The organism is Streptomyces armeniacus, assembly GCF_003355155.1.
GTDB classification, from domain to species: domain Bacteria; phylum Actinomycetota; class Actinomycetes; order Streptomycetales; family Streptomycetaceae; genus Streptomyces; species Streptomyces armeniacus.
Window position 1 is genome coordinate 1,047,603 of the sequence record NZ_CP031320.1, and the last position, 22,652, is coordinate 1,070,254.

The window sequence follows — 22,652 nt, forward strand, 5'->3', positions numbered from 1 at the left end:
ACGGCGACTCTCGGTAGCGAAGACAGCAACCGCTACCGAGGAGCTGACCGGACATGAACACCATGGCGCACTGGGCCGACAGCGGGGGCCCCGGCCCCTGGATCCTGCTCTTCCCGCTGATGTGGGCGGCCGTCATCTTCGGCCTGGTCACGCTGGCACGCCGCACCGTCTGGCGCGGCCGCGGCCCCTGGCAGGGGCGCGGCACGGCCGCCGCCGACCCCGCGAACGCGCCGCTCGAACTCCTGGCGAACCGCTTCGCGGCCGGCGAGATCGACGAGAACGAGTACTGGATGCGGCTGTCCGTGCTCAAGGAGAGCAAGGGAGGCTCGGAATGACCTCCATCGCCGCACGCGTCGTCGACGCCGTCAAGGTCTACGGCAGCGGGGACACCGAAGTACGCGCGCTCGACGGCGTGTCCGTCGACTTCGCCGCCGGCCGCTTCACCGCCATCATGGGCCCCTCCGGGTCCGGCAAGTCCACGCTGATGCACTGCGCCGCCGGCCTGGACACCCTCACCTCGGGCGAGGCCCACATCGGCGGCACCGAGCTCGGCACGCTCAGCGACAAGCGGCTGACGCTGCTGCGCCGCGAGCGGGTCGGCTTCGTGTTCCAGGCGTTCAACCTGCTGCCCACGCTGACGGTTGCCGAGAACATCACGCTGCCCCAGGACCTCTCCGGCGTACGGGGCGACTCCGAGTGGACCGACTCTCTGATCGACGTCGTAGGGCTGCGCGACCGGCTGCACCACCGGCCGAGCGAACTGTCCGGCGGACAGCAGCAGCGCGTCGCCGTGGCCCGCGCGTTCGCGAGCCGCCCGGAGGTGGTCTTCGCGGACGAGCCGACGGGGAACCTCGACTCCCGCTCCGGCGAGGAGGTACTGCGGCTCCTGGGCCGCGCCGTACGGGAGACGGACCGCACCGTCGTGATGGTCACGCACGACCCGGTGGCCGCCGCACACGCCGACGAGGTCGTCTTCCTGGCGGACGGGCGGCTCGTCGACCGGATGGAGGCGCCCACCGCGGAGCGCGTCCTGGACCGGCTGAAGGCGTTCGACGGGCACCACCGTCAGCCGGAGGTGGCGACATGAGCGGCACCCGCGCCTCCGTACGGATCAGCCTCGCGTCGCTGCGCACCCACAAGCGCCGGTTCGCCGGGACGTTCTCGGCGGTGCTGATCGGCGTGGCCTTCCTCGCCGGAACGCTCGTCATGGGGGACACGCTGCGCGCGAGCTTCGACACCATGTTCGGCAACGCCTCCAGCGGCACCGACTCGGTGGTCCGCAGCAGCGAGGCCATCACCACGGGGGACAACCCGCAGGGCGCCCGCGAACCCGTCGACACCCGGCTCGTGGACACCATCGAGAAGGTGCCCGGCGTCGCCGCGGCCGCCCCCAGCATCGAGGGCCCCGGCCAGATCGTCGGCTCCGACGGCGAACCGGTGGGCGGCGGCGGGCCGCCGACCATGGCGGGGAACTGGGTCACGGACCGGGAGCTCAACCCGTACGACCTGGCGGAGGGGCACGCACCGCGCGCGTCCGGCGAGATCGTGATCAACCGGGGCGCCGCCGAGAGCGGCGGCCTGGAGGTCGGCGACCGCACCACGCTGCGTACGCCCGAGCCGGTCGAGGTCGAGATCGTCGGCCTGGCCACCTTCGGCGGCGAGGACGGCATGGCCGAGACCACGTTCGCCGGGATGACGCGGGCCGACGCGGAGAAGTACCTCGCCACGGAGCCGGGACGCGCCGCCACGATCGACGTGCGGGCCGAACCCGGCACCGGGCAGGAGGAGCTGACGAAGGCGCTCGCCGACCAACTCCCGCGCGGCGTCGAGGCGATCACCGGCGAGGCCGCCGCCGACGAGCAGCAGGAGAACACCTCCGGGGAGTTCCTCGGCCTGTTCACCACCCTGCTGCTGGTCTTCTCCGGCATCGCGCTGTTCGTCGCGACGTTCTCGATCCACAACACGTTCGCGATCGTCGTCGCCCAGCGCTCCCGCGAGAACGCCCTGATGCGCGCCCTGGGCGCGTCCCGCCGCCAGGTGCTCGGCTCCACCATGGTGGAGGCGGCGGTGGTGGGCACCCTCGCGTCGGCCGTCGGACTCGGCGGCGGGATCGCGATCGCGGCCGGGCTGCAGGCGCTGTTCCCGGCGATCGGATTCCCGTTCCCCGAGGGCGACTTGGTCATCAGCGCGATGTCCATGCTGCTGCCGCTTGTCATCGGCGTCCTCGTCACGCTCGGCTCGGCCGTGCTGCCCGCCGTACGCGCCGGCCGCACCGCGCCGCTCGCCGCACTGCGCGAGACCGCGGTGGAGTCGGCGGGCGCGTCCCGTACGCGCGCCGTCGCCGGCGCGGTGCTCGGCGCGGCGGGGGTGGTGCTCGCGGTGGCCGGGGCCGGCGGCACGGTGCTGCTGACCTCGCTGGGGGCCGTACTGGTGGTGGTCGCGTTCGTGGTGCTCGGACCGGTGGTGTCCTCGCTCGCCGTACGCGTCCTGGGCCGCCCCGTCGCACGGGCCCGCGGCATCTCGGGCGCCCTGGCGCAGCGCAACGCCCTGCGCAGCCCGAAGCGCACCGCGGCCACCGCGACCGCGCTGATGATCGGGGTCGCCGTGGTGTCCCTGTTCACGGTCTTCGCGTCGTCGCTCAAGGCCACGATGGACGACACCGTCTCGCGCAACTTCGCCGGCGACGCCGCCGTCACCGCCTCCTCGGGCTTCGGCGGCCAGGGCCCCGGCGGCGCGGGGCTCAGCCCGCGGCTGGAACCGGCGGTCGAGAAGCTCCCCGAGGTGGAGACGGCGCTCGGGCTCGGCCGGGGCGTCGCCCGCATCGACGGCGGCGGCACCGAGCTGACCGTGACGGACCCGGCGCGGCTCGGCGGCGTACTCGACGTCGGCGAGGTGACGGGCTCGTTCGACGACTTCGGCACGCACGGCATCGCGGTCTCCGAGGAGAAGGCGGACGACAGGGGCTGGCGGGTCGGCTCCAGGGCCGAACTGGTCTTCGCCGACGGCGAGAAGCAGACGTTCACCGTACGGGCCCTCTACGATCAGCCGGAGCTGACGGGCGACTACGTCATCACCCGCGAGGCCTGGGCCCCGCACCGTACGCAGGACGCCGACTGGCTCATGGTCGTGACCTACGCCGACGGCGTGCCGTCCGACCGGGCACAGGCCGCGGTCGAGCGGGCGGCGGAGCCGTACGGCAGCCCCGAGGTGCAGAGCAGGGACGAGTACGTCGAGACCTCTGCGAGCGGCATCGACATGATGCTCAGCCTGGTCTACGCCCTGCTCGCGCTGGCCGTGCTGATCGCGCTGCTCGGCATCGCCAACACCCTCACCCTCGCCGTCCACGAACGCACCCGCGAACTGGGCCTGCTGCGCTCGGTCGGCCAGACCCGGGCCCAGCTGCGGGCGATGGTCCGCTGGGAGTCCGTCCTCGTCGCCGCGTTCGGCACGGCCGGCGGGCTGGTGCTCGGCGGGTTCCTGAGCTGGGCGCTGGTGACGGCGGCGGACGCGCAGGCCGCCACGCCGTTCACGTTCGACGTGCCGCCGGTGCAGCTGACGCTGGTCGCGCTGGTGGGCGTGGCGGTCGGGCTGCTGGCCGGCTGGCGCCCCGCCCGCCGGGCCGCACGGCTGGACGTGCTCCGGGCCATCGCCACGGAGTGACCCGCGCGCGCCGTCCGGCGCGCGCACCCGGACCGTACGCCGCAGGCTGCCCCGCAGACCCTAGGCGTGCGAGGCGCGGGGCCGCTGTTCCACGGGGGCGGCGGCCCCGTCGTCGTCCGCGAGCAGCGGCGCGGACGCGGCGGCCGGGGCAGCGGCGGCAGCCGCGGCGGCCGGAGCAGGCGGGGCGGACGCACCCGACGGGGCAGCCGCGGTGGACGCGGCGGGGGCCGCCGGCCGCACCGTACGGGAGGTGGTGAACGGCGCGGGCAGCGTGAACCACACGACCTTGCCCGAGCCGTCCTGCCGCGCGTGCACGCCCCAGCTCTCGCTGACGGCGGCCACCAGCGCGAGCCCGCGCCCGTCGGTGGCGAGCGCCCCCGACTCGCGCAGCCGGGGGAGGTTCGGGTCCTGGTCGCGTACGGACACCGTCAGCCGGTCCCACAGGAAGACCAGTTCCACGGTGCAGTGCTTGTCGGGGCCCGCGTGCTCGTGGACATTCGCCAGCAGCTCGGTCATTCCGAGCGCGGCCCGGTCGATGAGCGGATGGAGATGCCAGTACCGCAGCTGGGCGGAGACGATGCGGCGGACCTGGCCGATGCGCGAGGGCAGCGCCTGGAACTCGACCGCGCAGTGCCTGCTCGGGGTGGTGGTTCGACTGATCACGGCTGCGACTCCCTGGGAAGGGCCCGGGCGGGCGGAAAGCGGATCGCATGTGATGCGCGTCACAAACCCCAGGGTGCGGGCACCGTCACCGCACTGCAACTCGGACGCCGGGACGACCCGGCGCCCCGCGGACCCGGCGCGCGCCTCAGCGCCCCAGTACGCCCCGCTCTGCCGCCGCCTTGGCGCGGGCCGTACGCACCGCGCTGACCAGGCCCTCCCGGTGCCCGAGGCCCAGGCGGAGCAGATACCGGGTGCCGTTGACGGTCGCCACGGCCCGCCGCCGCGCGCCGTACCAGCCGCTGATCCGCACCTTCTCCAGCGGCGCGCTGTCGATCTCGCGCCCGTAGCTGGTCAGCAGCTCCAGCCTGCCGTCCCGGATGAGGACCCTCCCGGCCCGGGTGAGTGACCGCAGCATCCGCTCGATCCGCACGCCACCGGCATCGAAGTCCGTGTCCGCCATGCCGCACCGCCCTCCGCGTGAACCATCGCAGCCGGTGTCACCCGGCCGGGTGCACCACACCCTGTTCGCAGTGTGCCGCGCATCCGGCGCCTCCACCAGTGCGGGTCCGGTGCGGCTCTGACGCGGCTCTATGATCGGCGGGTGACCAGCGCATCCGCCACCGGCGACGTCGACCGCAGCGACCCCGGCTACCGCGACTGGCTGAAGGAGGCCGTCCGCAAGGTCCAGGCGGACAACCAGCGCAGCGCCGACACGCATCTGCTGAGCTTCCCGCTGCCGGAGCGGTGGGGCATCGACCTGTATCTGAAGGACGAGTCCACGCACCCCACCGGCAGCCTCAAGCACCGGCTGGCCCGCTCGCTGTTCCTCTACGGCCTGTGCAACGGCTGGATCCGCAAGGACCGGCCGGTCATCGAGGCGTCCAGCGGCTCGACGGCCGTGTCCGAGGCGTATTTCGCGAAGCTGATCGGCGTCCCCTTCATCGCGGTGATGCCGCGCACGACCAGCAGCGAGAAGACACGACTGATCGAGTTCCACGGCGGCCGGTGCCATCTGGTGGACGATCCGCGCACCGTGTACGACGTGTCGGCTGCCCTCGCGGTGGAGACCGGCGGCCACTACATGGACCAGTTCACCTACGCCGAGCGTGCCACCGACTGGCGCGGCAACAACAACATCGCCGAGTCGATCCACCACCAGTTGCGGCTCGAGCGCTATCCGGAGCCCGCCTGGATCGTCGCCACCGCGGGCACCGGCGGCACCTCGGCGACCCTCGCCCGCTACGTCCACTACATGCAGTACGACACCCGGATCTGCGTCGCCGACCCCGAGAACTCCTGCTTCTTCGACGGCTGGGTACGCGGCGACCCCGGCGCGTCCAGCGACTGCGGATCCCGTATCGAAGGCATCGGCCGGCCCCGTATGGAGCCCAGCTTCGTACCGGGCGCCATCGACCGCATGATGAAGGTGCCCGACGCCGCGTCCGTGGCGTCCGTACGGGCGCTGGAGCGGGCCATCGGGCGGAAGGCCGGCGGCTCGACCGGCACGGGGCTGTGGAGCGCGCTGCGGATCGTCGCGGAGATGGTCGCGGAGGGCCGCGTGGGCTCGGTCGTCACGCTGTTGTGCGACCCCGGCGACCGCTACCTCGACAAGTACTACTCCGACGCGTGGCTCGCCGAACAGGGCCTGGACATCGCGCCGTACGCGGCGGCCATCGACACGTTCCTCACCGAGGGCGTCTGGCCGGACTGACGCGGCTCCGGCCCGTACGTACGGGATCAGCCGCCGGCCGCGAGCCGCCCGTCCAGTGTGCGCACCGCGCCGCGGAAGGCGCGCCGCAGCCCGGGGCCGAGCAGCCGCGCCACCGCGCGGCACGGCGCGGTGCCGTCCAGCGCGAAGGTGTACTGCACCCGGGTGCCGGTGCCGGACGGCTCCAGCCGCCAGTCCTCCAGGAGGGCGCGTACGCCGGGGGCGTTGGTCTCGTCGGAGCGGTACGAATACCGCTCCGGGCGGCTCGTGATGACCGTCTCCAGGAACCGCCCGCCGCCCCGGAGGTGGATCATCCGCTGCTCGCCGCCCTCCAGCGGCCGGGCGCCGGTCACACCCGGGTACCACTCGGGCCACGTGTCCACCTCGGAGAGGGCGTCGAACAGCGCCTCCGGCGACGCCCGCGCCTCCTCGCGGAACACGAGGCGCACCGGCGCCGTCTCGGCGAACTCCAGCTCCACGGAACGCAGTCGGTTCGGCATCGGCGCAACCCCCTGGGCAGAGACGGCACTTGGCGCGGAACAGCCGGAACAGCCTAGACCGCCGCCGTTCAGTCCGACGCGGCGGGCTCCTCCGCGGCGGCGTCCTCGCCCGCACCCGCGCTCGCCTCCGCGCTCCCGTCCGCGGTGTCGCCCGCGACGATCAGGCCCGGCAGCTGCTCGTTGATCTCCGCGCGCGCGGCGCCGGACAGACCGCCGTCCGTCACCAGGGTGTCCACCTGCTCCAGCGCCGCGAACGAACTCAGCCCCACCGTGCCCCACTTGGTGTGGTCCGCGACCACCACCACGCGCCGGGCGGCGCCCACGAAACGCCGGTTGGTCTCGGCCTCCGCCAGGTTCGGCGTGGACAGCCCCGCCTCGACCGATATGCCGTGCACCCCGAGGAAGAGCACGTCGAAGTGGAGCGAACGGATCGCCGCGTCCGCGACCGGGCCCACCAGCGAGTCCGAGGGCGTACGCACCCCGCCGGTCAGCACCACCGTCGCCGCGCCGGGCCGTATGGTCCGCGCGTCGCCCGCGGCGCGCTGCGCGGAGTGGAACACGTCCGCCACACGCACCGAGTTGGTCACCACCGTCAGGTCCGGCACGTCGAGCAGATGCCGCGCCAGCGCGAACGTCGTCGTGCCGCCCGACAGCGCGATCGCGCTGCCCGGCACGGCCATCGCCGCGGCAGCCCGCGCGATCTCCTCCTTCGCGGTCAGCTCCAGCGACGACTTCACCTCGAAGCCCGGCTCGTGCGTGCTCGCCTCCGCGACCGGCACCGCGCCGCCGTGCACCTTCTCCAGCGCGCCCTGCCGCGCCAAGGCGTCCAGGTCGCGGCGGACCGTCATGTCGGAGACCATGAGCCGCCGGGTGAGCTCGTTGACGCGGACGCCGCCGCGCCGCCGGACCTCGTCCAGAATCAGCGCGCGCCGCTGCTCCGCGAGGAGGTTCTGGTTGTCGCCCACCGCGCCTTCCGTCCCTTCGTCACCCTGCTCGATCCGGCCGTACGCCCGTGCTCATCCTCCCATGAGCGTCCGTCAGCCGCTCGAGTGAAGATTTCGGGTCGTCTTGGCGGAGGTGGGCTGCGCCCGGCACAGTCCGAGGTGGATGCTGGTGCGCGGCCGGAGGGGTTTTCGGGGGTACGGGGGAGACGCGATGCGCGCTGTCGGGGCGGAAGCGGCGGACGGAAGCACGGGCGGAACGGCGGGCGGAAGCGCCGGCGGAGCGGACGAGGCGGGACGGGACCGGCCCAGCGGGCTGGCCCTGGAACTGCTCGTGCACGGGGTGGGCGGCACCACCCCCGAGGAGATGCTGGGCGATCCGCGTACGGAGCGCGTCAGCGGCGACGACACCGCCGCCGTCCACCGGCGCGGCGACGACGTGGGCGGCGAGGAGCGGCCCGAGGAGTACACGGACCGGCCGATCCCGGAGGCGTACTGCTGGTCCAACCTCACCTCCGGCAACAGCGCCCGCGCCCTCTGGCTGATCCTGCTGCCGTTCATGGTCGCCAACCTCGCGCACTGGATGCGCCCCGCCGCCGACCCCCGCCGCCCCGCCGTACGGACACACGGCGTGCTGGTGCGGCTGGTCTCGCTCAGCCTCACCGTGCTGCTGACCGCCGCCGCCTGCCAGGTGGCGCTCGACCTGGTCGCCTGGCAGTGCGCCGGAACGCCGGAGTGCTCCGCGGAGCGCGACTGGCTCGGCTTCATGGCGGTCGACGCGGGCGGCAGCGGCGGCTGGTGGAGCCAGCCGGGACGGCGGCTCGCGCTGGCCGCGCTGGTGCCCACCGCGCTGACGGTGCTGCTGTGGTGGCTCTCGCACCGCACGTGGAGCGCGTACGAGTCGCAGCCCCCGTGGCGCCGCCCGGTCGCCGAGGACGAGCCGGAGGGCGCCGAGCGTCCCGCGCTGTGCCTGCCCGGCTTCTGGTACGGGCGGCGCCACGTCGCCCGGCTGCGTGCCGCGCACACGGCCGCCGGATTCCTCACCGTGGCCGCCGCGATCAGCGCCGCGGCCGGCCGCTTCGACCGCGGGCCCGGGGGCGCCGCCGCGCTGGAGGCGCTGGGCTGGGCCGTCGCCGCGCTGATCGCGGCCGGCGCCTGCTGGACCGTCTACGCGGTCTGCCGCCGGGGCCGCAAGGAACGGGTGGCGGACGACTCCCTCGACACGCTCACCGTACGGCTGCTGCCCGGCGCCGCCGCCGGCGTCCTCGCGCTCGCCGTGCTGCACGCCGCCTGGTCGCGCCCGGAGTGGCGCAGCGGCGGACAGCTGCCCGGCGACGAGACGTTCGCGGTCCTCGCCGTCGCGCAGGGCGTGCTGATCGTCGCCCTCGCCGCCATCGGCGTCCTGCTGCACCGGGCGGCCCGTGTCGCGCGTACGGCGCTGGCCGGACTGGCCGCCGCCTCGGTGGCGATGCTCGCGTGCGCGCTGGGCGGCGTGATGTCCGGCGGGGTGACGAAGTGGGTGTCCGACTGGCTGGACGGCTCGATCGCCGGGCCGCCGACCGTGCTCACCTGGCAGTCGTCGGCGATCCCCGTGCTGCTGGGCGTCGTACTGGTGCTGCTGTTCTCGTTCCTCCTCCAGGTGCGGCGGCACGGCTCCCGGCTGGCCGGCCAGGTGCACGAGGGGTACCGCGCCGAGCGTGCGGAGCGCGACGAGTCCCGCTCGCGGCGCATCGCGAGCTCCATCGCGCGTGCCGCCGTCACCGACTCGGCGCCGCTGCTCGTCGGCCTGATCGCCGCCGTCACGCTGCTGCTGGGCGCCGCGGCGGTGCTCGGCACGTGGCTCACCGGCGAGGTTCCCGGCACGGCCGCCGACGGCGCCCCGGACATCGTCGACGGCTTCGCCGACACCGTCCAGACGCTGGGCTCCTGGCTCGTCGGCTTCGGCTTCCTGCTGCTCCTCACCATGGGCCGGCGCGCCTACCGCGACGCGTCCGCCCGGCGCACCATCGGCATCCTCTGGGACGTCGGCACGTTCTGGCCGCGCGCCGCGCACCCCTTCGCGCCGCCGTGCTACGCCGAGCGGGCCGTGCCGGACCTGGTGTGGCGCATGGCGACCTGGACGCAGGAGCGGCCGGGCGGGCGGCTCGTCATCTCCGGGCACTCGCAGGGCAGCGTCCTCGCGGCCGCCGCCGTGTGGCAGCTCGACCCGGTCACCCGCCGGCACGTCGCCCTGCTCACGTACGGATCGCCGCTGGAGCGGCTCTACGGCCGCTGGTTCCCCGCCTACTTCGGCCCCCGCGAACTCGGCTCCCTGCACCGCGAGCTGGACTGCTGGCGCAACCTGTGGCGGCTCACCGACCCCATCGGCGGCCCCGTACGGCTCCCCGCCGACACGGACCCGGACGTCGACCGGGGCCCGCTGCTCGACCCGCTGGCGTACGGCCGCACCGCCGAACAGCCGCTGCCCGCGCCGATCCTGGGGCACAGCGACTATCAGGCCGACCCCGCGTTCGACGAGGAGCGGGACGGGCTGCTGGCGCGCCTGCGCAGGGGGCGGCTCCCGGCGCAGCAGGGCGCTGTGCCTCAGGCGGGGGACCGGCCCGTGGCTCAGGCGGAGGCGCAGACGGGGGCTCAGGCCGGGCCGGGCAAGTCCTCGCCGTAGAGCAGCGTCAGGTCGTCGGTGCTCGGGTCGGCGAGCTGCGCGACCCGGCCCGCGTGCCGTTCGACCATCGCCTCGAAGGTCTGCCGCGCGGTGCGCCCGTTCCCGAACGTCGGGCCCTTCGGCAGGATCGTGAAGTGCTTCAGGAGCGCCTCCTGGGCGCCCTCGCCGAGCTGGTACTCGTGCTCCTCCGCCTGCTGCTCCACGATGCTCAACAGCTCCTCCGGGGAGTAGTCGCCGAAGGTGATGGTGCGGGAGAAGCGGGACGCGACACCGGGGTTGGCGGCCAGGAAGCGCTCCATCTCGGTGGTGTACCCGGCGGCGATGACCACGACCTCCTCGCGGTGGTCCTCCATCAGCTTCACCAGCGTGTCGATCGCTTCGCGGCCGAAGTCCCGCCCGGAGTCCTCGGGGGAGAGGGCGTACGCCTCGTCGATGAACAGGACGCCGCCGCGCGCCCTGTCGAACGCCTCCTGCGTACGGATCGCCGTCGAGCCGATGTGCTCGCCGACCAGGTCGACGCGGGACACCTCGACCAAGTGGCCGCGCTCCAGCACGTCCAGGGAGTGCAGGATCTCGCCGTACAGCCGGGCGACCGTCGTCTTGCCCGTGCCGGGGGAGCCGGTGAACACCAGGTGGCGGCGGACCGAGGCCGCCTTCAGGCCCGCCTGCAGGCGCCGCCGCCCCACCTCGATCATGTTCGTGAGGATGCGCACCTCGCGCTTGACGCTCTCCAGGCCGACCAGGCAGTCGAGTTCGCCCAGCACCTCCTTCGCCGGACGCGCCGCCGGGCTGCCTGGTTCCGGCTCCCCGTCAGCGCCGGGCACCCGCGCCGCCTTCCCGCCGGCCGTGGCCCCCTGGGCCGGCACGTCGGAACCGGCCGTCAGCAGGCCCGCGTTCACCACGGCGGTGGTCGTACGGGCGGCGGGCGCGGCCGGAGCGGGCACGGCGGCGCTCTCGTCACTCGTGCAGTCCTCGACGACCGGCCCCTCCTCGGCGAACTCGAAGCCGCCCCGCGCGCACCGCTCCGTACGGCAGCGGCGCAGCGTCGTACGGCAGCCGTCGATGACGTGGAAGCCGTACCCGCGCGACCCGGTGACCCGGCAGCCGTGGAACGTGCCGCGGCCCTCCGCCGAGACGTACACCCCGGCCTCCTCCGGCGAGGTCACCGTGCAGCGCTCCACCGTCGGGTCGGCGCCCTTGGTCACGATGAGGCCGGTGGCGACGCCGTCGATGGTGCAGTTGGCGAGGGTGCCGCCGCTGCCGTGGTCGCGGAACCACGCGCCGGTGCCGCTCTCACGTATGCGGCAGTCGTCGAGCTGCACCGTCGCGCCGTCGCTCACCGACACCGCCGTGCCGCGCACCTGCGACAGGTCGCTGTCGAGCACGTCGGCACGCGAGCCGCGGTCCAGCACGAACAGGGCGTCCGGCACGCCGTGTACGCGGCACGAGTCGAGCACCGCGGTGGCGCCGTCGCTGATCCACACCGCCGGGTAGTCGCCCGTACTCTCGTGGATCTCGCAGCTGTTGGCGTCCACGCGGGTGCCCGGGTCCCACACCGACAGGCCGTTGCGGCCGAACCGGCGCACCTTCGAGCGGGTCAGCGTCAGCACCGAACGGGACCGCAGGTCGATGGCGTTCTCGGGGATGTCGTGGATCTCGCAGTCGGCGAGCGTCAGCACCGCGTCCGTGTCCAGCGTGAGCCCGTCGGCCGACGTGCGGTGCACGCGGCAGCCCGTGAGATGCCCGGTCGCGCGGGACGCGACGAGCACACCCGCGCCCTTGATCTCGTACACCTCGCAGCCCACCGCCTCGACCGCGCTGCCCTCGCCGTGCACCGACAGGCCCGCCCCGGAGGCGTGGTGGACCCGGCAGCGCTCCAGGCGCGGGTGCGCGCCGTCGCGCACGGAGATGCCCGCCTGGCCCGCGGCGACCACCTCGCACTCCTCGTAGACGCCGCCGGCGCCGCCGCACACGCTGAGGCCGATCCCGGCCGGGTTGTCCACCGTGCAGCGGCGCACGATGGGACGGGCGCCGGAGCGCACCTCCAGGCCGGCCGCCGAACGCGTCATCACCCGGAGGGCGTTCAGCTCCGGGGCGCAGTCCTCCACGAGCAGCGCGGGCGCCGCGGAGTCCTGCCCCTCGATCTGCAGGTCCGCCAGCGCCGCCGACGCCCGTACGGTGACGGCGACGCCCTCCGCGGGCGCGATGCGCACCGAGCCGCTGCCCGCGCGCTCGGGGCCGCGTACGGTGACGGCCCGTTCGATCGTCAGATTCTCCCTGTACGTGCCCGGGGCCACCGTGAGCACATCGCCGTCGGCCGCGGCCTGCAACGCGGCGGACAGTGAGCCGTACTCTCCCGTGCGGCGCCGCCAGCGCGCTGTGCCGGTGTGCGTGACCTGGACCGGGGCCTGTCCCATGGACTGCTGCGTCCTCACTTCGTGCGATCTGAGCTGCGCTGCCGCGCGTGCGGGCAGGTCCACCGTAGCGTGCGCGCGGGGTGTCCCATGACAGGTCAGCGACGGTTCAGTTGCTGCTGCCCGTGCGCCCCCAGTCGGGACCGATCCGCGCCCACTCCGCGTCCCAGCGCGCGTACCGCCGGCGCAGCAACTGCCGTACGGCCAGCCGCCGCAGACCCTCCACCAGGCCGGCGGCGAGGGCCGCCGACACCACGCCGGCCAGCAGCGCCTGCGAGGAGGCGGTGGCCGCGGACATCGGCGGGTTGGTGATACGGCCCTGGTCGTCCGTCCAGACGTGGAACCGGTCGCCGGGGCGCACCTGGTGGCCGACGTCCGTCGTGCCGGTGTGGACGGCGCCGTCGGGGCCCGGCCAGTACGCGACGACGCGGTACTTCTCGCTCTCCCCGTCGGCGTCCTCGGGGTCGGCGCCCAGCCCGGGCTGCGGGGTGGTCAGCTGCTGTACGGTGGCCCACGCGGCGTGCCGCTCCGCGCGCTGCTCCCGCGCCGCGCCCAGCAGTTCCTCGTGGGCCAGCACGCCCCCGGTCAGGCCGACGACGGGGGCGCCGAGGACGATCAGCAGCGCGGCGCACAGCGACACCAGCGCCTCGCGGCGGTCGCTGCGGCGGCACAGCGGATTACGGCGCCAGCGCCACAGCCCGGCGATGCTGCGCACGGCCTCACCCCCAACTCCCCGTTCTCCCCGTTGGTCCGACTTTACTCGGACAGTCCGACGTTACGTGGGCGGAGCACCCGCACGGGTCCGGGGGCGCATCGCTGGAACGCAACCGTGACGGCTCCCGCGCGCGCCCCAGGCGTACGCCCGTGTGCGGCCCGGCGGCCGTACGGGTGGCCAATTCCCGTGGCTGGTCACGGAGTTCGCGCGGCCGCCGGTTCCGGCGGGCGGGCTCGGGCGTTACCCGTCCGTACCCGCCCGCATTCCTCGCCCCGGCAGCTCTTTCGAGCGATTGCCGCTGCTCCGCGGCGGCGGTTAGCTTCGTGGCGCAGCGCGCTGAATTCGCAAAGCCAGCAAGCAGATTGGCGGTCTTCGTTCCATGACCACTTCCGTGGAAACACATTCCGGCAGCGACGGCGCGGAGGAGCAGGCGAGGCTCAGCCTCGGCACGGCCGCGGCGAGGAATCTGGCGACCACCACCAAAACGCCCCCGCAGATGCAGGGGATCACTTCCCGCTGGCTGCTCAGGGTGCTGCCGTGGGTCGAGGTGTCCGGCGGCACCTTCCGCGTGAACAGGCGGCTCACCCACACGCTCGGCGACGGCCGGGTCGAGTTCGTCTCCACGGGCGCCGAGGTCCGCGTCATCCCGCGCGAGCTGGCCGAACTGCCCCTGCTGCGCGGATACGAGGACGAGGCGGCCCTGACGGAGCTCGCGGACCGCTGCGAGCAGCGGGACTTCGGGCCCGGCGAGACGATCGTCGAGGCCGGGCAGCCCGCGGACCGGCTGGTGCTCGTGGCGCACGGGAAGCTGGAGCGGCTGGGCCGGGGCAAGTACGACCGGCAGACCTCGCACGGCGTCCTCGCGGACGGCGACTTCGCGGGCGACGACCGGCTGGAGGGCGAAGCCGGCGAGTGGGACGTCACCCTCCGGTCGCTCACCAGCGGCACCGTGCTGACGCTGTCCAGGACCGCGTTCGAGGAGGTCGCCGGGCGCTCCGGCAGCCTCCGCACCCACCTGGCGAGCGGCCGCCCCACGGTGCCCGCGCAGCGGACACCGGACGGCGAGGCGGCCATCAGCCTGGCGTCCGGACACGAGGGTGAACCGTCCCTCCCGGGCACGTTCGTCGACTACGAACTGGCGCCACGGGAGTACGAGTTGAGCGTCGCCCAGACCGTGCTGCGCATGCACAGCAGGGTCGCCGACCTCTACAACCAGCCGATGAACCAGGTCGAGGAGCAGCTGCGGCTGACCGTCGAGGCGCTGCGCGAGCGCCAGGAGCACGAGATGGTGAACAGCCGGGACATCGGGCTGCTGCACAACGCCGACCTCAGGCAGCGCCTGCACACCCGCTCCGGCCCGCCCACTCCCGACGACCTCGACGAACTCCTCGCCACCGTCTGGAAGGACCCCAGCGTCATCCTCGCGCACCCCAAGGCGATCGCCGCCATCGGACGGGAGTGCACGAGCCGGGGCATCCACCCCGGGAGCGTCGACTTCGAGGGGCACGCCGTGCCCGCCTGGCGCGGTGTGCCGATCCTGCCCTGCAACAAGATCCCGGTGAGCGCCGCGGGCACCACGTCGGTGCTGGCGATGCGCACGGGCGAGAAAGCGCAGGGCGTTGTCGGGCTGCACCAGACGGGAATTCCGGACGAGTTCCAGCCGAGCCTCTCGGTGCGTTTCATGGGGATCAGCGAGAAGGCCATCATCTCCTATCTGGTGAGTGCCTACTATTCGACGGCCGTACTGGTCCCGGACGCCCTGGGAATTCTCGAGGACGTGGAAGTCGGACGGTGACGGCGCGGCGCGGAAACGCGCCGGGACCCCCCGGTGAACGCCCGCCCGCACCGCGGCCGGAACGCCCGCACGTCCCGAACGGAAGGCCCACCACCCGTCCATGACCACACACCCCGGCCCCACCGCGTACACCAGTCTCTCCACCGCCGCCGCACGCAAGCTGGCGACCACCACCAAGACGCCCCCGCAGATGCAGGGGATCTCCCCGCGCTGGCTCCTGCGCGTCCTCCCCTGGACGGAGACGAAGGGCGGCAGCTTCCGGGTGAACCGCAGGCTCACCCACACACTCGGCGACGGCCGGGTCGAGTTCGTCGCCACCGGCACCGACGTCCGGGTCATCCCCGCCGAGCTGCGCGAGATCCCGCACCTGCGGGCGCTGGACGACCCGGACGTGCTGCGCGCCCTCGCCGACCGCTGCGAGCAGCGCGAGTACGCGCCCGGCGACACCGTGGCCGCCGGCGGCGCCCCGGTCGAGCAGCTGGTCCTCCTCGCGCACGGCAAGCTGCGCCGTACGGGCACCGGCCCGTACGGCGCGGAGAATCTGCTCGGCACCCTCGCAGACGGCGACCACGACGGCGACCAGGTCCTCACGCCCGAGCCGGGCAGCTGGCCGTACTCGCTGACGGCGGTCACCCGCTGCACCGTGCTGACCCTCCCGCTGACCGGAATCCGGGAGCTCGCGGAGCGCTCCGGTACGCTCCGCGCGCACCTCGAGCGCCACACCTCGCGCCCCCTCCCGCCCCGGAACCGCCGCGGCGAGGCCGACATCGCGCTCAGCTCGGGCCACACCGGAGAGCCCGAACTGCCCGGCACGTTCGCCGACTACGAGCCGGAGCCCCGCGAGTACGAGCTCGCTGTCGCGCAGACGGTGCTGCGCGTGCACACGAGAATCGCCGACATCCACAACGGCCCGATGGACCAGGTCGGCGAGCAGCTGCGGCTGACCGTCGAGGCGCTGCGCGAGCGCCAGGAGCACGACCTGGTCAACGACCGCGGGTTCGGGCTGCTGCACAACGCGGACCTCAAGCAGCGGATCCCCACCCGCTCCGGGCCGCCCACCCCCGACGACCTCGACGAGCTGATCTCCCGCCGCCGCAGGACGCGTTACCTGCTGGCGCATCCGCGTGCGATCGCCGCCATCGGCCGCGAGTGCAGCAGCCGCGGCATCCTCCCGCCGGAAACCGAGTTCGAGGGCACCCGGGTGCGTACGTGGCGGGGCATCCCGCTGCTGCCCTGCGACAAGATCCCGGTGACCGACGGCGTCACCAGCGTCCTCGCGATGCGCACCGGAGAGGACGACCAGGGCGTCGTCGGACTGCGCCAGACCGGCATCCCGGACGAGCTGGAACCGGGCCTCAACGTCCGCTTCATGGGCATCGACGAGCGCGCGCTGCTCTCGTACCTCGTCAGCACGTACTACTCCGCCGCGGTGCTCGTCCCGGACGCACTCGGCATCCTGGAGGACGTCGAGGTCTGAACCGGGGCCGGCCGGCGGGACGTTGCGGACCGCCGGCCGGCCCCGCCGCACCGGCTGCCCTATAGCACGTCACGGGCGCCGCCGTGTGAAGCGTTGCCTGCTGACGCTCCGTGCAGGAACATGACGGGGTGCGAAATCCATGGCTGGCGCTCGAGGCGGGAGCGGACCCGGCCGAGCGGGACGGGCTGCTGCGGCGAGCGCACGAGGAGTTCCTGCGGGGCGCGCCGATCGCCGAACCGGTACGCAATGTGGTGGCCGACTCGTGGCGGCGGTGCGCCGGGGCGCTGGTGCGCCCGGAGAGCGTCGCCCGCGTCGACCTGGCCGGCGCCGAGCTCTCCGCGTTCCGCGCCGAGCACCCGCTGGCCCGCGTGATGCCGCTCATCCGCGAACTGCTCGGGACCATAGCCGACGACGGCGCCCACCTGCTGTCCGTCTGCGACGAGACGGGCCGCATGCTGTGGGTCGAGGGCCACCCGCAGGTACGGCGCCGGGCCGAGCGGATGAACTTCGTCGCCGGCGCCCACTGGGCCGAACGGGCCGTCGGCACCAACGCCCCCGGCACCTCGCTCGCCCTCGACCACGCCGTGCAGATCTTCGCCGCGGAGCACTACTCCCGCGCCGTGCAGTCTTGGACCTGCGCCGCCGCCCCCGTACACGACCCACACACCGGCCGCCTGCTGGGCGCCGTCGACATCACCGGCGGCGACCACCTCGCCGCCCCGCAGAGCCTCGCCCTCGTCCAGGCCACCGCCCGCGCCGCCGAATCTCAGCTCGCCCGTGCCGGCACCGGCGCCGACGGCGGTACGCCGCTGCTGCAGGCACTCGGCCGGGACGAGGCCGTGCTGCGCGGCGGGCGCGCCGCACCCGTACGTCTCGGGCGGCGGCACAGCGAGATCCTGCTGCTGCTCTCCGCGCACCCGGAGGGCCTCACCGGCGAACGGCTCAGCCTGGAGCTGTACGGCGAGCGCGACGTCAACCCGGTCACCCTGCGCGCCGAACTCTCCCGCCTGCGGCAGCTGCTGGGTCCCCTCCTCGCCTCCCGCCCGTACCGGCTGCGGGAACCCCTCGGCACCGACTTCGCCGCCGTCACCGACGCGCTGGACGCCGCGGACACGGGCGCCGCCCTCGCCGCCTACCGCGGCCCGCTGTTGCCCCTCTCCGAGGCGCCGGGGATCATACGGCTGCGCCGCACCCTCGAGGACCGGCTGCGCCAGCGGCTGCTCACCGTGCCGCGCCCGGAGCTGCTGGAGACATGGGTGCACAGCCCCTGGGGCGAGGACGACCTGGATGCGTGGGAGGCGCTGCTCGCGGCCCGCCCCGCGCACGACCCGCTGCGCGCCCCCACCGCGGCACGTGTTCGGGCACTGCGCCGTGCGTTCGGGCTGAGCGAGACGTACGCAACGTATACGCAACGTCCGCACCTCTAGCGTCCCCGGCAGCCGCGCATTCCCACACAGCGCGCGGTGACACCCGTCAGGGAGGCCAGGGACATGAGCCGGTACGCCGCACCCGGAACCGAAGGCGCGATCGTCGACTACCAGGCGCGCTACGACCACTGGATCGGCGGCACGTACGTGGCGCCCAAGCAGGGCGGCTACTTCGAGAACCCCACGCCCGTCACCGGAGCCCCGTTCACCGAGGTCGCCCGCGGCACCGCCGACGACGTCGAACGCGCCCTGGACGCCGCGCACGCCGCCGCGGGCCCCTGGGGCCGTACGTCCGCCGCCGACCGGGCGCTGGTGCTCCACCGGATCGCCGACCGCATGGAGGAGAACCTGGAGCGCCTCGCGGTCGCCGAGAGCTGGGAGAACGGCAAGCCCGTACGGGAGACGCTGGCCGCGGACATCCCCCTGGCCGTCGACCACTTCCGGTACTTCGCGGGCGCCCTCCGCGCCCAGGAGGGCTCGCTGTCCCAGATCGACGAGGACACCGTCGCGTACCACTTCCAGGAGCCGCTCGGCGTCGTCGCGCAGATCATCCCGTGGAACTTCCCCATCCTGATGGCCGCCTGGAAGCTGGCGCCCGCGCTCGCCGCCGGGAACGCCGTCGTCATCAAGCCCGCCGAACAGACCCCGGTCTCGCTGCACTTCTGGCTGAGCCTCGTCGCCGACCTGCTGCCGCCCGGCGTCGTCAACATCGTCAACGGCTTCGGGTTCGAGGCCGGCAAGCCGCTGGCGAGCAGCCCGCGCGTGGCCAAGGTCGCGTTCACCGGCGAGACCACCACGGGCCGGCTGATCATGCAGTACGCCGCCGAGAACCTGAACCCGGTCACCCTCGAACTCGGCGGCAAGAGCCCCAACATCTTCTTCGACGACATCTCCGACCGGGACGACGACTTCCTGGACAAGGCGCTCGAGGGCTTCACCATGTTCGCCCTCAACCAGGGCGAGGTCTGCACCTGCCCGTCTCGTGCCCTGATCCAGCGGGGCCACTACCGCGACTTCCTGGCCGCGGCCGTACAGCGCACCGAGAAGATCGTGCAGGGACACCCGCTGGACACCGGCACGATGGTCGGCGCCCAGGCGTCCAACGACCAGCTGGAGAAGATCCTTTCCTATCTGGACATCGGCGAACGGGAGGGCGCCCGCGTGCTCACCGGCGGCGCGCGCGCCGAGCTCGGCGGCGAGCTCGAGGGCGGCTACTACGTCCAGCCCACCGTCCTCGAGGGCGGCAACCACATGCGCGTGTTCCAGGAGGAGATCTTCGGACCCGTCGTCGCGGTCACCGGCTTCGCCGACTTCGCCGACGCCGTCGAGATCGCCAACGACACGCTGTACGGCCTCGGGGCGGGCGTCTGGACCCGGGACGGCGGCACCGCGTACCGCGCCGGACGCGCCATCCAGGCCGGCCGCGTGTGGACGAACTGCTACCACGCCTACCCCGCGCACGCGGCCTTCGGCGGCTACAAGCAGTCGGGCATCGGCCGCGAGAACCACCGCATGATGCTCGACCACTACCAGCAGACGAAGAACCTCCTCGTCAGCTACTCCCCGAAGAAACTCGGGCTGTTCTGATGCCCCGTGTCGAGGTGACCCCCGCGGCCGCCGAGCTGCTCCGGCAGCTCAGCGGCCGGCACGGGCCGCTGATGTTCCACCAGTCCGGCGGCTGCTGCGACGGGAGTTCGCCGATGTGCCTCCCCCTCGGCGAACTCCGTACGGGCGCCTCCGACGTGCTGCTGGAGGAGCTGTGGGTGGAGGGCGTGCCGGGGCTGGTGCCGTTCTGGATGTCGGCCGCCCAGTTCGCGTACTGGAGCCACACGCACCTCACCGTGGACGTGGTGCCGGGCCGCGGCGCCGGGTTCTCGCTGGAGGCCCCCGAGGGGGTGCGGTTCCTGATCCGCTCGCGGCTCCTGGAGGACGCCGACCTCGGCGCGGACGCGCCTCCCTCGCCCTCCGGACGGACTCCCTGAACCACCGTCGTGCCCGTGGACGGCGCGGGCACGGCGGTGCCGCCGCCGGGAACACGGCAACGCGCGCCGGAACACAGCAACGCGCGGCGCAAGCGGCCCAGGGCAGGCGGGTGTTGACCCCGCAGTCGTGCTCCGCCCCCCGTCGGCCGTTTGCGCCGCGCGTTGTCGCGTGCCGGTCAGTACCCCCTGCCGGGGTACGGACGTCCGTACTGGTCCTCGTAGGTGTTGGGCATCTGCCGCGGCGCGGCCGGACGCGGCGGCGCGACCGGGCGCATCTGCGGCTGCGGCCGCTGGGGCTGCTGGTGCTGGGGCGGCTGCTGACCGCCCATGCCGGGGTGGCCCGGATAGCCCGGCTGGCCCTGCGGCCCGCGCCCGCCCGGCTGTTGCTGCTGCGGGACGTACGGCATCGGGGCCTGTTGCAGGGGCATCGGCTGCGGCGCGGGCTGGCCCGCGGTCGGATAGCCGTGCGGCGGCGTCTGCTGCTGCTGGCCGTAACCGGAACCGGACCCCGAGGGCAGGGCCGGGAGCGCGGGCGCGGGCAGTGCGGGCAGATAGCCGCTGGACTCGTACTGGGCCGGCACCCGGATGGGAGCGATCTGCGGAGTGCCCCGCTCGGCGACGAGCATGTCGTAGATCGGAGTGTCAGGGAAGGGTGGCGCAGCGTAGTAACCGCCGCCGTAGGTACCGCGGGGGGAGGTCATAGCCCATAAGTTAAGCCCAAGATGTGCTAGTTGGGGAGTCCGGTAAGAGGGTCATTTTGCGTGCTCGGAGTGGCTGCGCGGACACAATGCGAACGAATCCGGGAAAATCGGTCGCACCGTCGTGTTCAGATCGTGTAAAGAGACCGCTTCTCGCCTGCGTGGGCGGGGTGGAATAGGTTGGGCCGGGCGTCACGCCGCTGCCGCACGCCGTATGAGCTGAGCACGAGGGGATCACCTATGACCATGCGCAAGGGCACCAACGTTCCCGTACCGGCCCCGGCCGTACGGGTGGAGCTGGGCTGGCACGCCGGTCCCGGAGTGCCGGACGTGGACGCCTCCGCCCTGCTGCTGGTTTCCGGCAAGGTACGGTCCGACGCCGACTTCGTCTTCTACAACCAGCCGCAGGACCCGGTGGGCGCCGTCCGGCACGAGGGCAAGCGCACCGAGGGGGCGACGGTGACCGACGGCCTCTCCGTCGCGCTGGAGCGCGTCGAGCCGGCCATCGAGACGATCGTCGTCGCGGCCTCGGCCGACAGCGGCAGCTTCGGGCAGGTGCCGGGACTGTACGTACGGGTGCTGGACGCGGCGGGCGGCGCCGAACTCGCGCGGTTCGACAGCACGGACGCCAGCAGCGAGACCGCGTTCGTGCTGGGCGAGCTGTACCGCAGGCAGGGCAGCTGGAAGTTCCGCGCCGTCGGCCAGGGCTACGACACCGGACTGGCCGGGCTGGCAACGGACTTCGGCATCAGCGTGGACGAGCCGCAGGCACCGGCCGCGCCCCAGGCGCCGTCGCTTATACACATCTTACGCTGCACACGAAGGCCTACGGGTAGATCCCGTGGGGTGCCGGTGCCTCGAAAAAAACCACCCGCCTCTTCCCCGGCGTCACGCTGCCCCTGTGCGCCGCGGTGTTCACCCGCTGCCGCGGGCCGCAGCGCCAGATCACCGCCGAGGTAAAGCATGCGACCGTCACCGGCACCCGCGACGAGAACTTCCGGCAGATCGAGCAACTCCTGAGCCCATCCGGCCAGCACGCATGCGGCGGGCCCACACCCCACCTCCACGAAGGGCAGCCCCGGGCACCACCAACCCCCCGCCCCGCCCGTTCAGCCCTCAGCCCCGTGCCGCTGTCTCCAGCCGGTCCAGCATCCCGCCGACCACGGGCACCCTCGCCAGGTCCGGCAGGGTCAGCGCCACGACCTCCCGCCGTACGTCCGGCTCCAGCCGCACCGTCGCGACGCCCTGCGTACGCACCGAGCGGACGGCCAGCTCCGGCAGCACGGCCACGCCCAGACCCGCGCCCACCAGGCCGACGACCGCCGGATAGTCGTCGGTCGCGAAGTCGATCCGCGGGGTGAAACCGGCGCGCTCGCACACGTCCACCAGATGGGCGCGGCAGCGCGGGCAGCCCGCGATCCACGGCTCCTCGGCGAGGGTGCCGATGCCCACCACCGGCGCGTCCGCGAACCGGTGCTCCGCCGGGACCAGCCCCACCAGCCGGTCCGCCAGCAGCGGGCGTACGACCAGGTCGTCCCACTCGGGCGAGGGCTCGTAGCGGAACGCGAGCGCGATCTCGCAGTCCCCCGCACGCAGCATCTCCACCGACCCCGGAGGCTCCGCCTCCACCAGCGAGACACGGGTGCCGGGGTGGTCGTTCCGCATCGCGGCGACGGCCGTGGGGACGAGCGTCGAGCTGCCGCTCGGGAACGAGACCAGCCGGGCCCGCCCCGCCCGCAGCCCCGCCAGCGCCGCCACCTCCTCCTCGGCGGCGGTGAGCCCGGCCAGGATGCCGGCGGCATGCCGTACGAGCGCCTGGCCCGCCTCGGTCAGCCGCATCTCGCGGCCGGAGCGCACCAGCAGCGGCGTGCCCGCGGACTGCTCCAGGGCCTTCATCTGCTGGCTGACCGCGGGCTGCGTACAGCCCAGCCGGCGGGCGGCGGCCGAGAACGACCCCGTACGGTCCACGGCGCGCAGCACGCGGAGATGGCGAGCCTCGATCATGCCCCC

The 22,652-nt window shown here is 73.7% G+C and carries 18 protein-coding genes and 1 pseudogene; 11 read left to right on the top strand and 8 right to left on the bottom strand.

Translation table 11 applies throughout. The features are described from left to right. The first annotated feature begins 53 nt into the window (after nt 1-53). The 3 genes from DVA86_RS04480 to DVA86_RS04490 are packed head-to-tail and all read left to right on the top strand — an operon-like array spanning nt 54 to nt 3,660. The gene (locus DVA86_RS04480) at nt 54-335 is read left to right on the top strand and encodes an SHOCT domain-containing protein (protein ID WP_208875981.1); all 282 of its coding nucleotides are present in this window, start codon (nt 54-56) and stop codon (nt 333-335) included. After that, nucleotides 332-1,087, top strand: coding sequence for an ABC transporter ATP-binding protein (locus DVA86_RS04485; protein WP_208875983.1), 756 nt, complete (start codon nt 332-334; stop codon nt 1,085-1,087). The genes DVA86_RS04480 and DVA86_RS04485 overlap by 4 nt, the downstream gene beginning before the upstream one ends. Next, nucleotides 1,084-3,660: an ABC transporter permease gene (locus DVA86_RS04490; RefSeq protein ID WP_208875984.1), complete on the top strand. Its 2,577-nt coding sequence runs from the start codon at nt 1,084-1,086 to the stop codon at nt 3,658-3,660. Before DVA86_RS04485 ends, DVA86_RS04490 begins: the two co-directional genes overlap by 4 nt. A gap of 60 nt (nt 3,661-3,720) precedes the next feature. Here DVA86_RS04490 and DVA86_RS04495 read toward each other — a convergent pair whose 3' ends face one another. Both DVA86_RS04495 and DVA86_RS04500 read right to left on the bottom strand, forming a co-directional pair. After that, on the bottom strand, nt 3,721-4,323 hold the full coding sequence (locus DVA86_RS04495; protein WP_245996341.1) for an ATP-binding protein: 603 nt from the start codon (nt 4,321-4,323) through the stop codon (nt 3,721-3,723). A 145-nt stretch (nt 4,324-4,468) separates the two neighbouring features. After that, nucleotides 4,469-4,783, bottom strand: coding sequence for a hypothetical protein (locus DVA86_RS04500; RefSeq protein ID WP_208875986.1), 315 nt, complete (start codon nt 4,781-4,783; stop codon nt 4,469-4,471). 141 nt (nt 4,784-4,924) lie between these two features. Between DVA86_RS04500 and DVA86_RS04505 the strand changes: the two genes are divergently transcribed. After that, on the top strand, nt 4,925-6,034 hold the full coding sequence (locus DVA86_RS04505; RefSeq protein ID WP_208875987.1) for a PLP-dependent cysteine synthase family protein: 1,110 nt from the start codon (nt 4,925-4,927) through the stop codon (nt 6,032-6,034). A 26-nt stretch (nt 6,035-6,060) separates the two neighbouring features. Here DVA86_RS04505 and DVA86_RS04510 read toward each other — a convergent pair whose 3' ends face one another. Together DVA86_RS04510 and DVA86_RS04515 are read right to left on the bottom strand one after the other, a co-directional pair. Then, the gene (locus DVA86_RS04510; protein WP_208875989.1) at nt 6,061-6,531 is read right to left on the bottom strand and encodes an SRPBCC family protein; all 471 of its coding nucleotides are present in this window, start codon (nt 6,529-6,531) and stop codon (nt 6,061-6,063) included. A 68-nt stretch (nt 6,532-6,599) separates the two neighbouring features. After that, on the bottom strand, nt 6,600-7,496 hold the full coding sequence (locus DVA86_RS04515; protein WP_208875990.1) for a DeoR/GlpR family DNA-binding transcription regulator: 897 nt from the start codon (nt 7,494-7,496) through the stop codon (nt 6,600-6,602). 190 nt (nt 7,497-7,686) lie between these two features. On the opposite strand from DVA86_RS04515, the gene DVA86_RS04520 reads away from it, so the two are divergent. After that, complete coding sequence (locus DVA86_RS04520; RefSeq protein WP_245996342.1) at nt 7,687-10,134, top strand: hypothetical protein; 2,448 nt, start codon at nt 7,687-7,689, stop codon at nt 10,132-10,134. Here DVA86_RS04520 and DVA86_RS04525 read toward each other — a convergent pair. Further along, a complete protein-coding gene (locus DVA86_RS04525; protein WP_208875992.1) occupies nt 10,104-12,551 on the bottom strand; it encodes a right-handed parallel beta-helix repeat-containing protein in 2,448 nt (815 codons plus the stop codon). The genes DVA86_RS04520 and DVA86_RS04525 overlap by 31 nt on opposite strands. A 106-nt stretch (nt 12,552-12,657) precedes the next feature. Then, the gene (locus DVA86_RS04530) at nt 12,658-13,263 is read right to left on the bottom strand and encodes an Rv1733c family protein (protein ID WP_208875993.1); all 606 of its coding nucleotides are present in this window, start codon (nt 13,261-13,263) and stop codon (nt 12,658-12,660) included. 379 nt (nt 13,264-13,642) lie between these two features. Here DVA86_RS04530 and DVA86_RS04535 point away from each other — a divergent pair, with 379 nt between their 5' ends. The 5 genes from DVA86_RS04535 to DVA86_RS04555 all read left to right on the top strand — a co-directional run bounded on the left by DVA86_RS04535 (nt 13,643) and on the right by DVA86_RS04555 (nt 19,944). Then, nucleotides 13,643-15,058, top strand: coding sequence for a family 2B encapsulin nanocompartment shell protein (locus DVA86_RS04535; protein WP_208875995.1), 1,416 nt, complete (start codon nt 13,643-13,645; stop codon nt 15,056-15,058). A gap of 100 nt (nt 15,059-15,158) precedes the next feature. Then, a complete protein-coding gene (locus DVA86_RS04540) occupies nt 15,159-16,535 on the top strand; it encodes a family 2B encapsulin nanocompartment shell protein (RefSeq protein ID WP_208875996.1) in 1,377 nt (458 codons plus the stop codon). Between the two features lie 128 nt (nt 16,536-16,663). Then, complete coding sequence (locus tag DVA86_RS04545) at nt 16,664-17,962, top strand: GAF domain-containing protein (RefSeq protein ID WP_208875997.1); 1,299 nt, start codon at nt 16,664-16,666, stop codon at nt 17,960-17,962. Between the two features lie 63 nt (nt 17,963-18,025). Beyond that, a complete protein-coding gene (exaC, locus tag DVA86_RS04550) occupies nt 18,026-19,549 on the top strand; it encodes an acetaldehyde dehydrogenase ExaC (protein ID WP_208875998.1) in 1,524 nt (507 codons plus the stop codon). After that, a complete protein-coding gene (locus DVA86_RS04555) occupies nt 19,549-19,944 on the top strand; it encodes a DUF779 domain-containing protein (RefSeq protein ID WP_208875999.1) in 396 nt (131 codons plus the stop codon). The genes exaC and DVA86_RS04555 overlap by 1 nt, the downstream gene beginning before the upstream one ends. A gap of 176 nt (nt 19,945-20,120) precedes the next feature. Here DVA86_RS04555 and DVA86_RS04560 read toward each other — a convergent pair whose 3' ends face one another. Further along, nucleotides 20,121-20,645 (bottom strand): DUF6643 family protein, encoded by a 525-nt coding sequence (locus DVA86_RS04560; RefSeq protein WP_208876000.1) that lies wholly within the window; start codon nt 20,643-20,645, stop codon nt 20,121-20,123. A gap of 243 nt (nt 20,646-20,888) precedes the next feature. On the opposite strand from DVA86_RS04560, the pseudogene DVA86_RS04565 reads away from it, so the two are divergent. Further along, nucleotides 20,889-21,434, top strand: a pseudogene (locus tag DVA86_RS04565) (TerD family protein); the annotation flags it as partial. A gap of 324 nt (nt 21,435-21,758) precedes the next feature. Here the strand turns inward: DVA86_RS04565 and DVA86_RS04570 are convergent. Beyond that, nucleotides 21,759-22,646 carry a LysR family transcriptional regulator gene (locus DVA86_RS04570; RefSeq protein WP_208876001.1) on the bottom strand — a complete coding sequence of 296 codons (888 nt, stop codon included), beginning with the start codon at nt 22,644-22,646 and terminating at the stop codon, nt 21,759-21,761. Nucleotides 22,647-22,652: the final 6 nt, after the last annotated feature.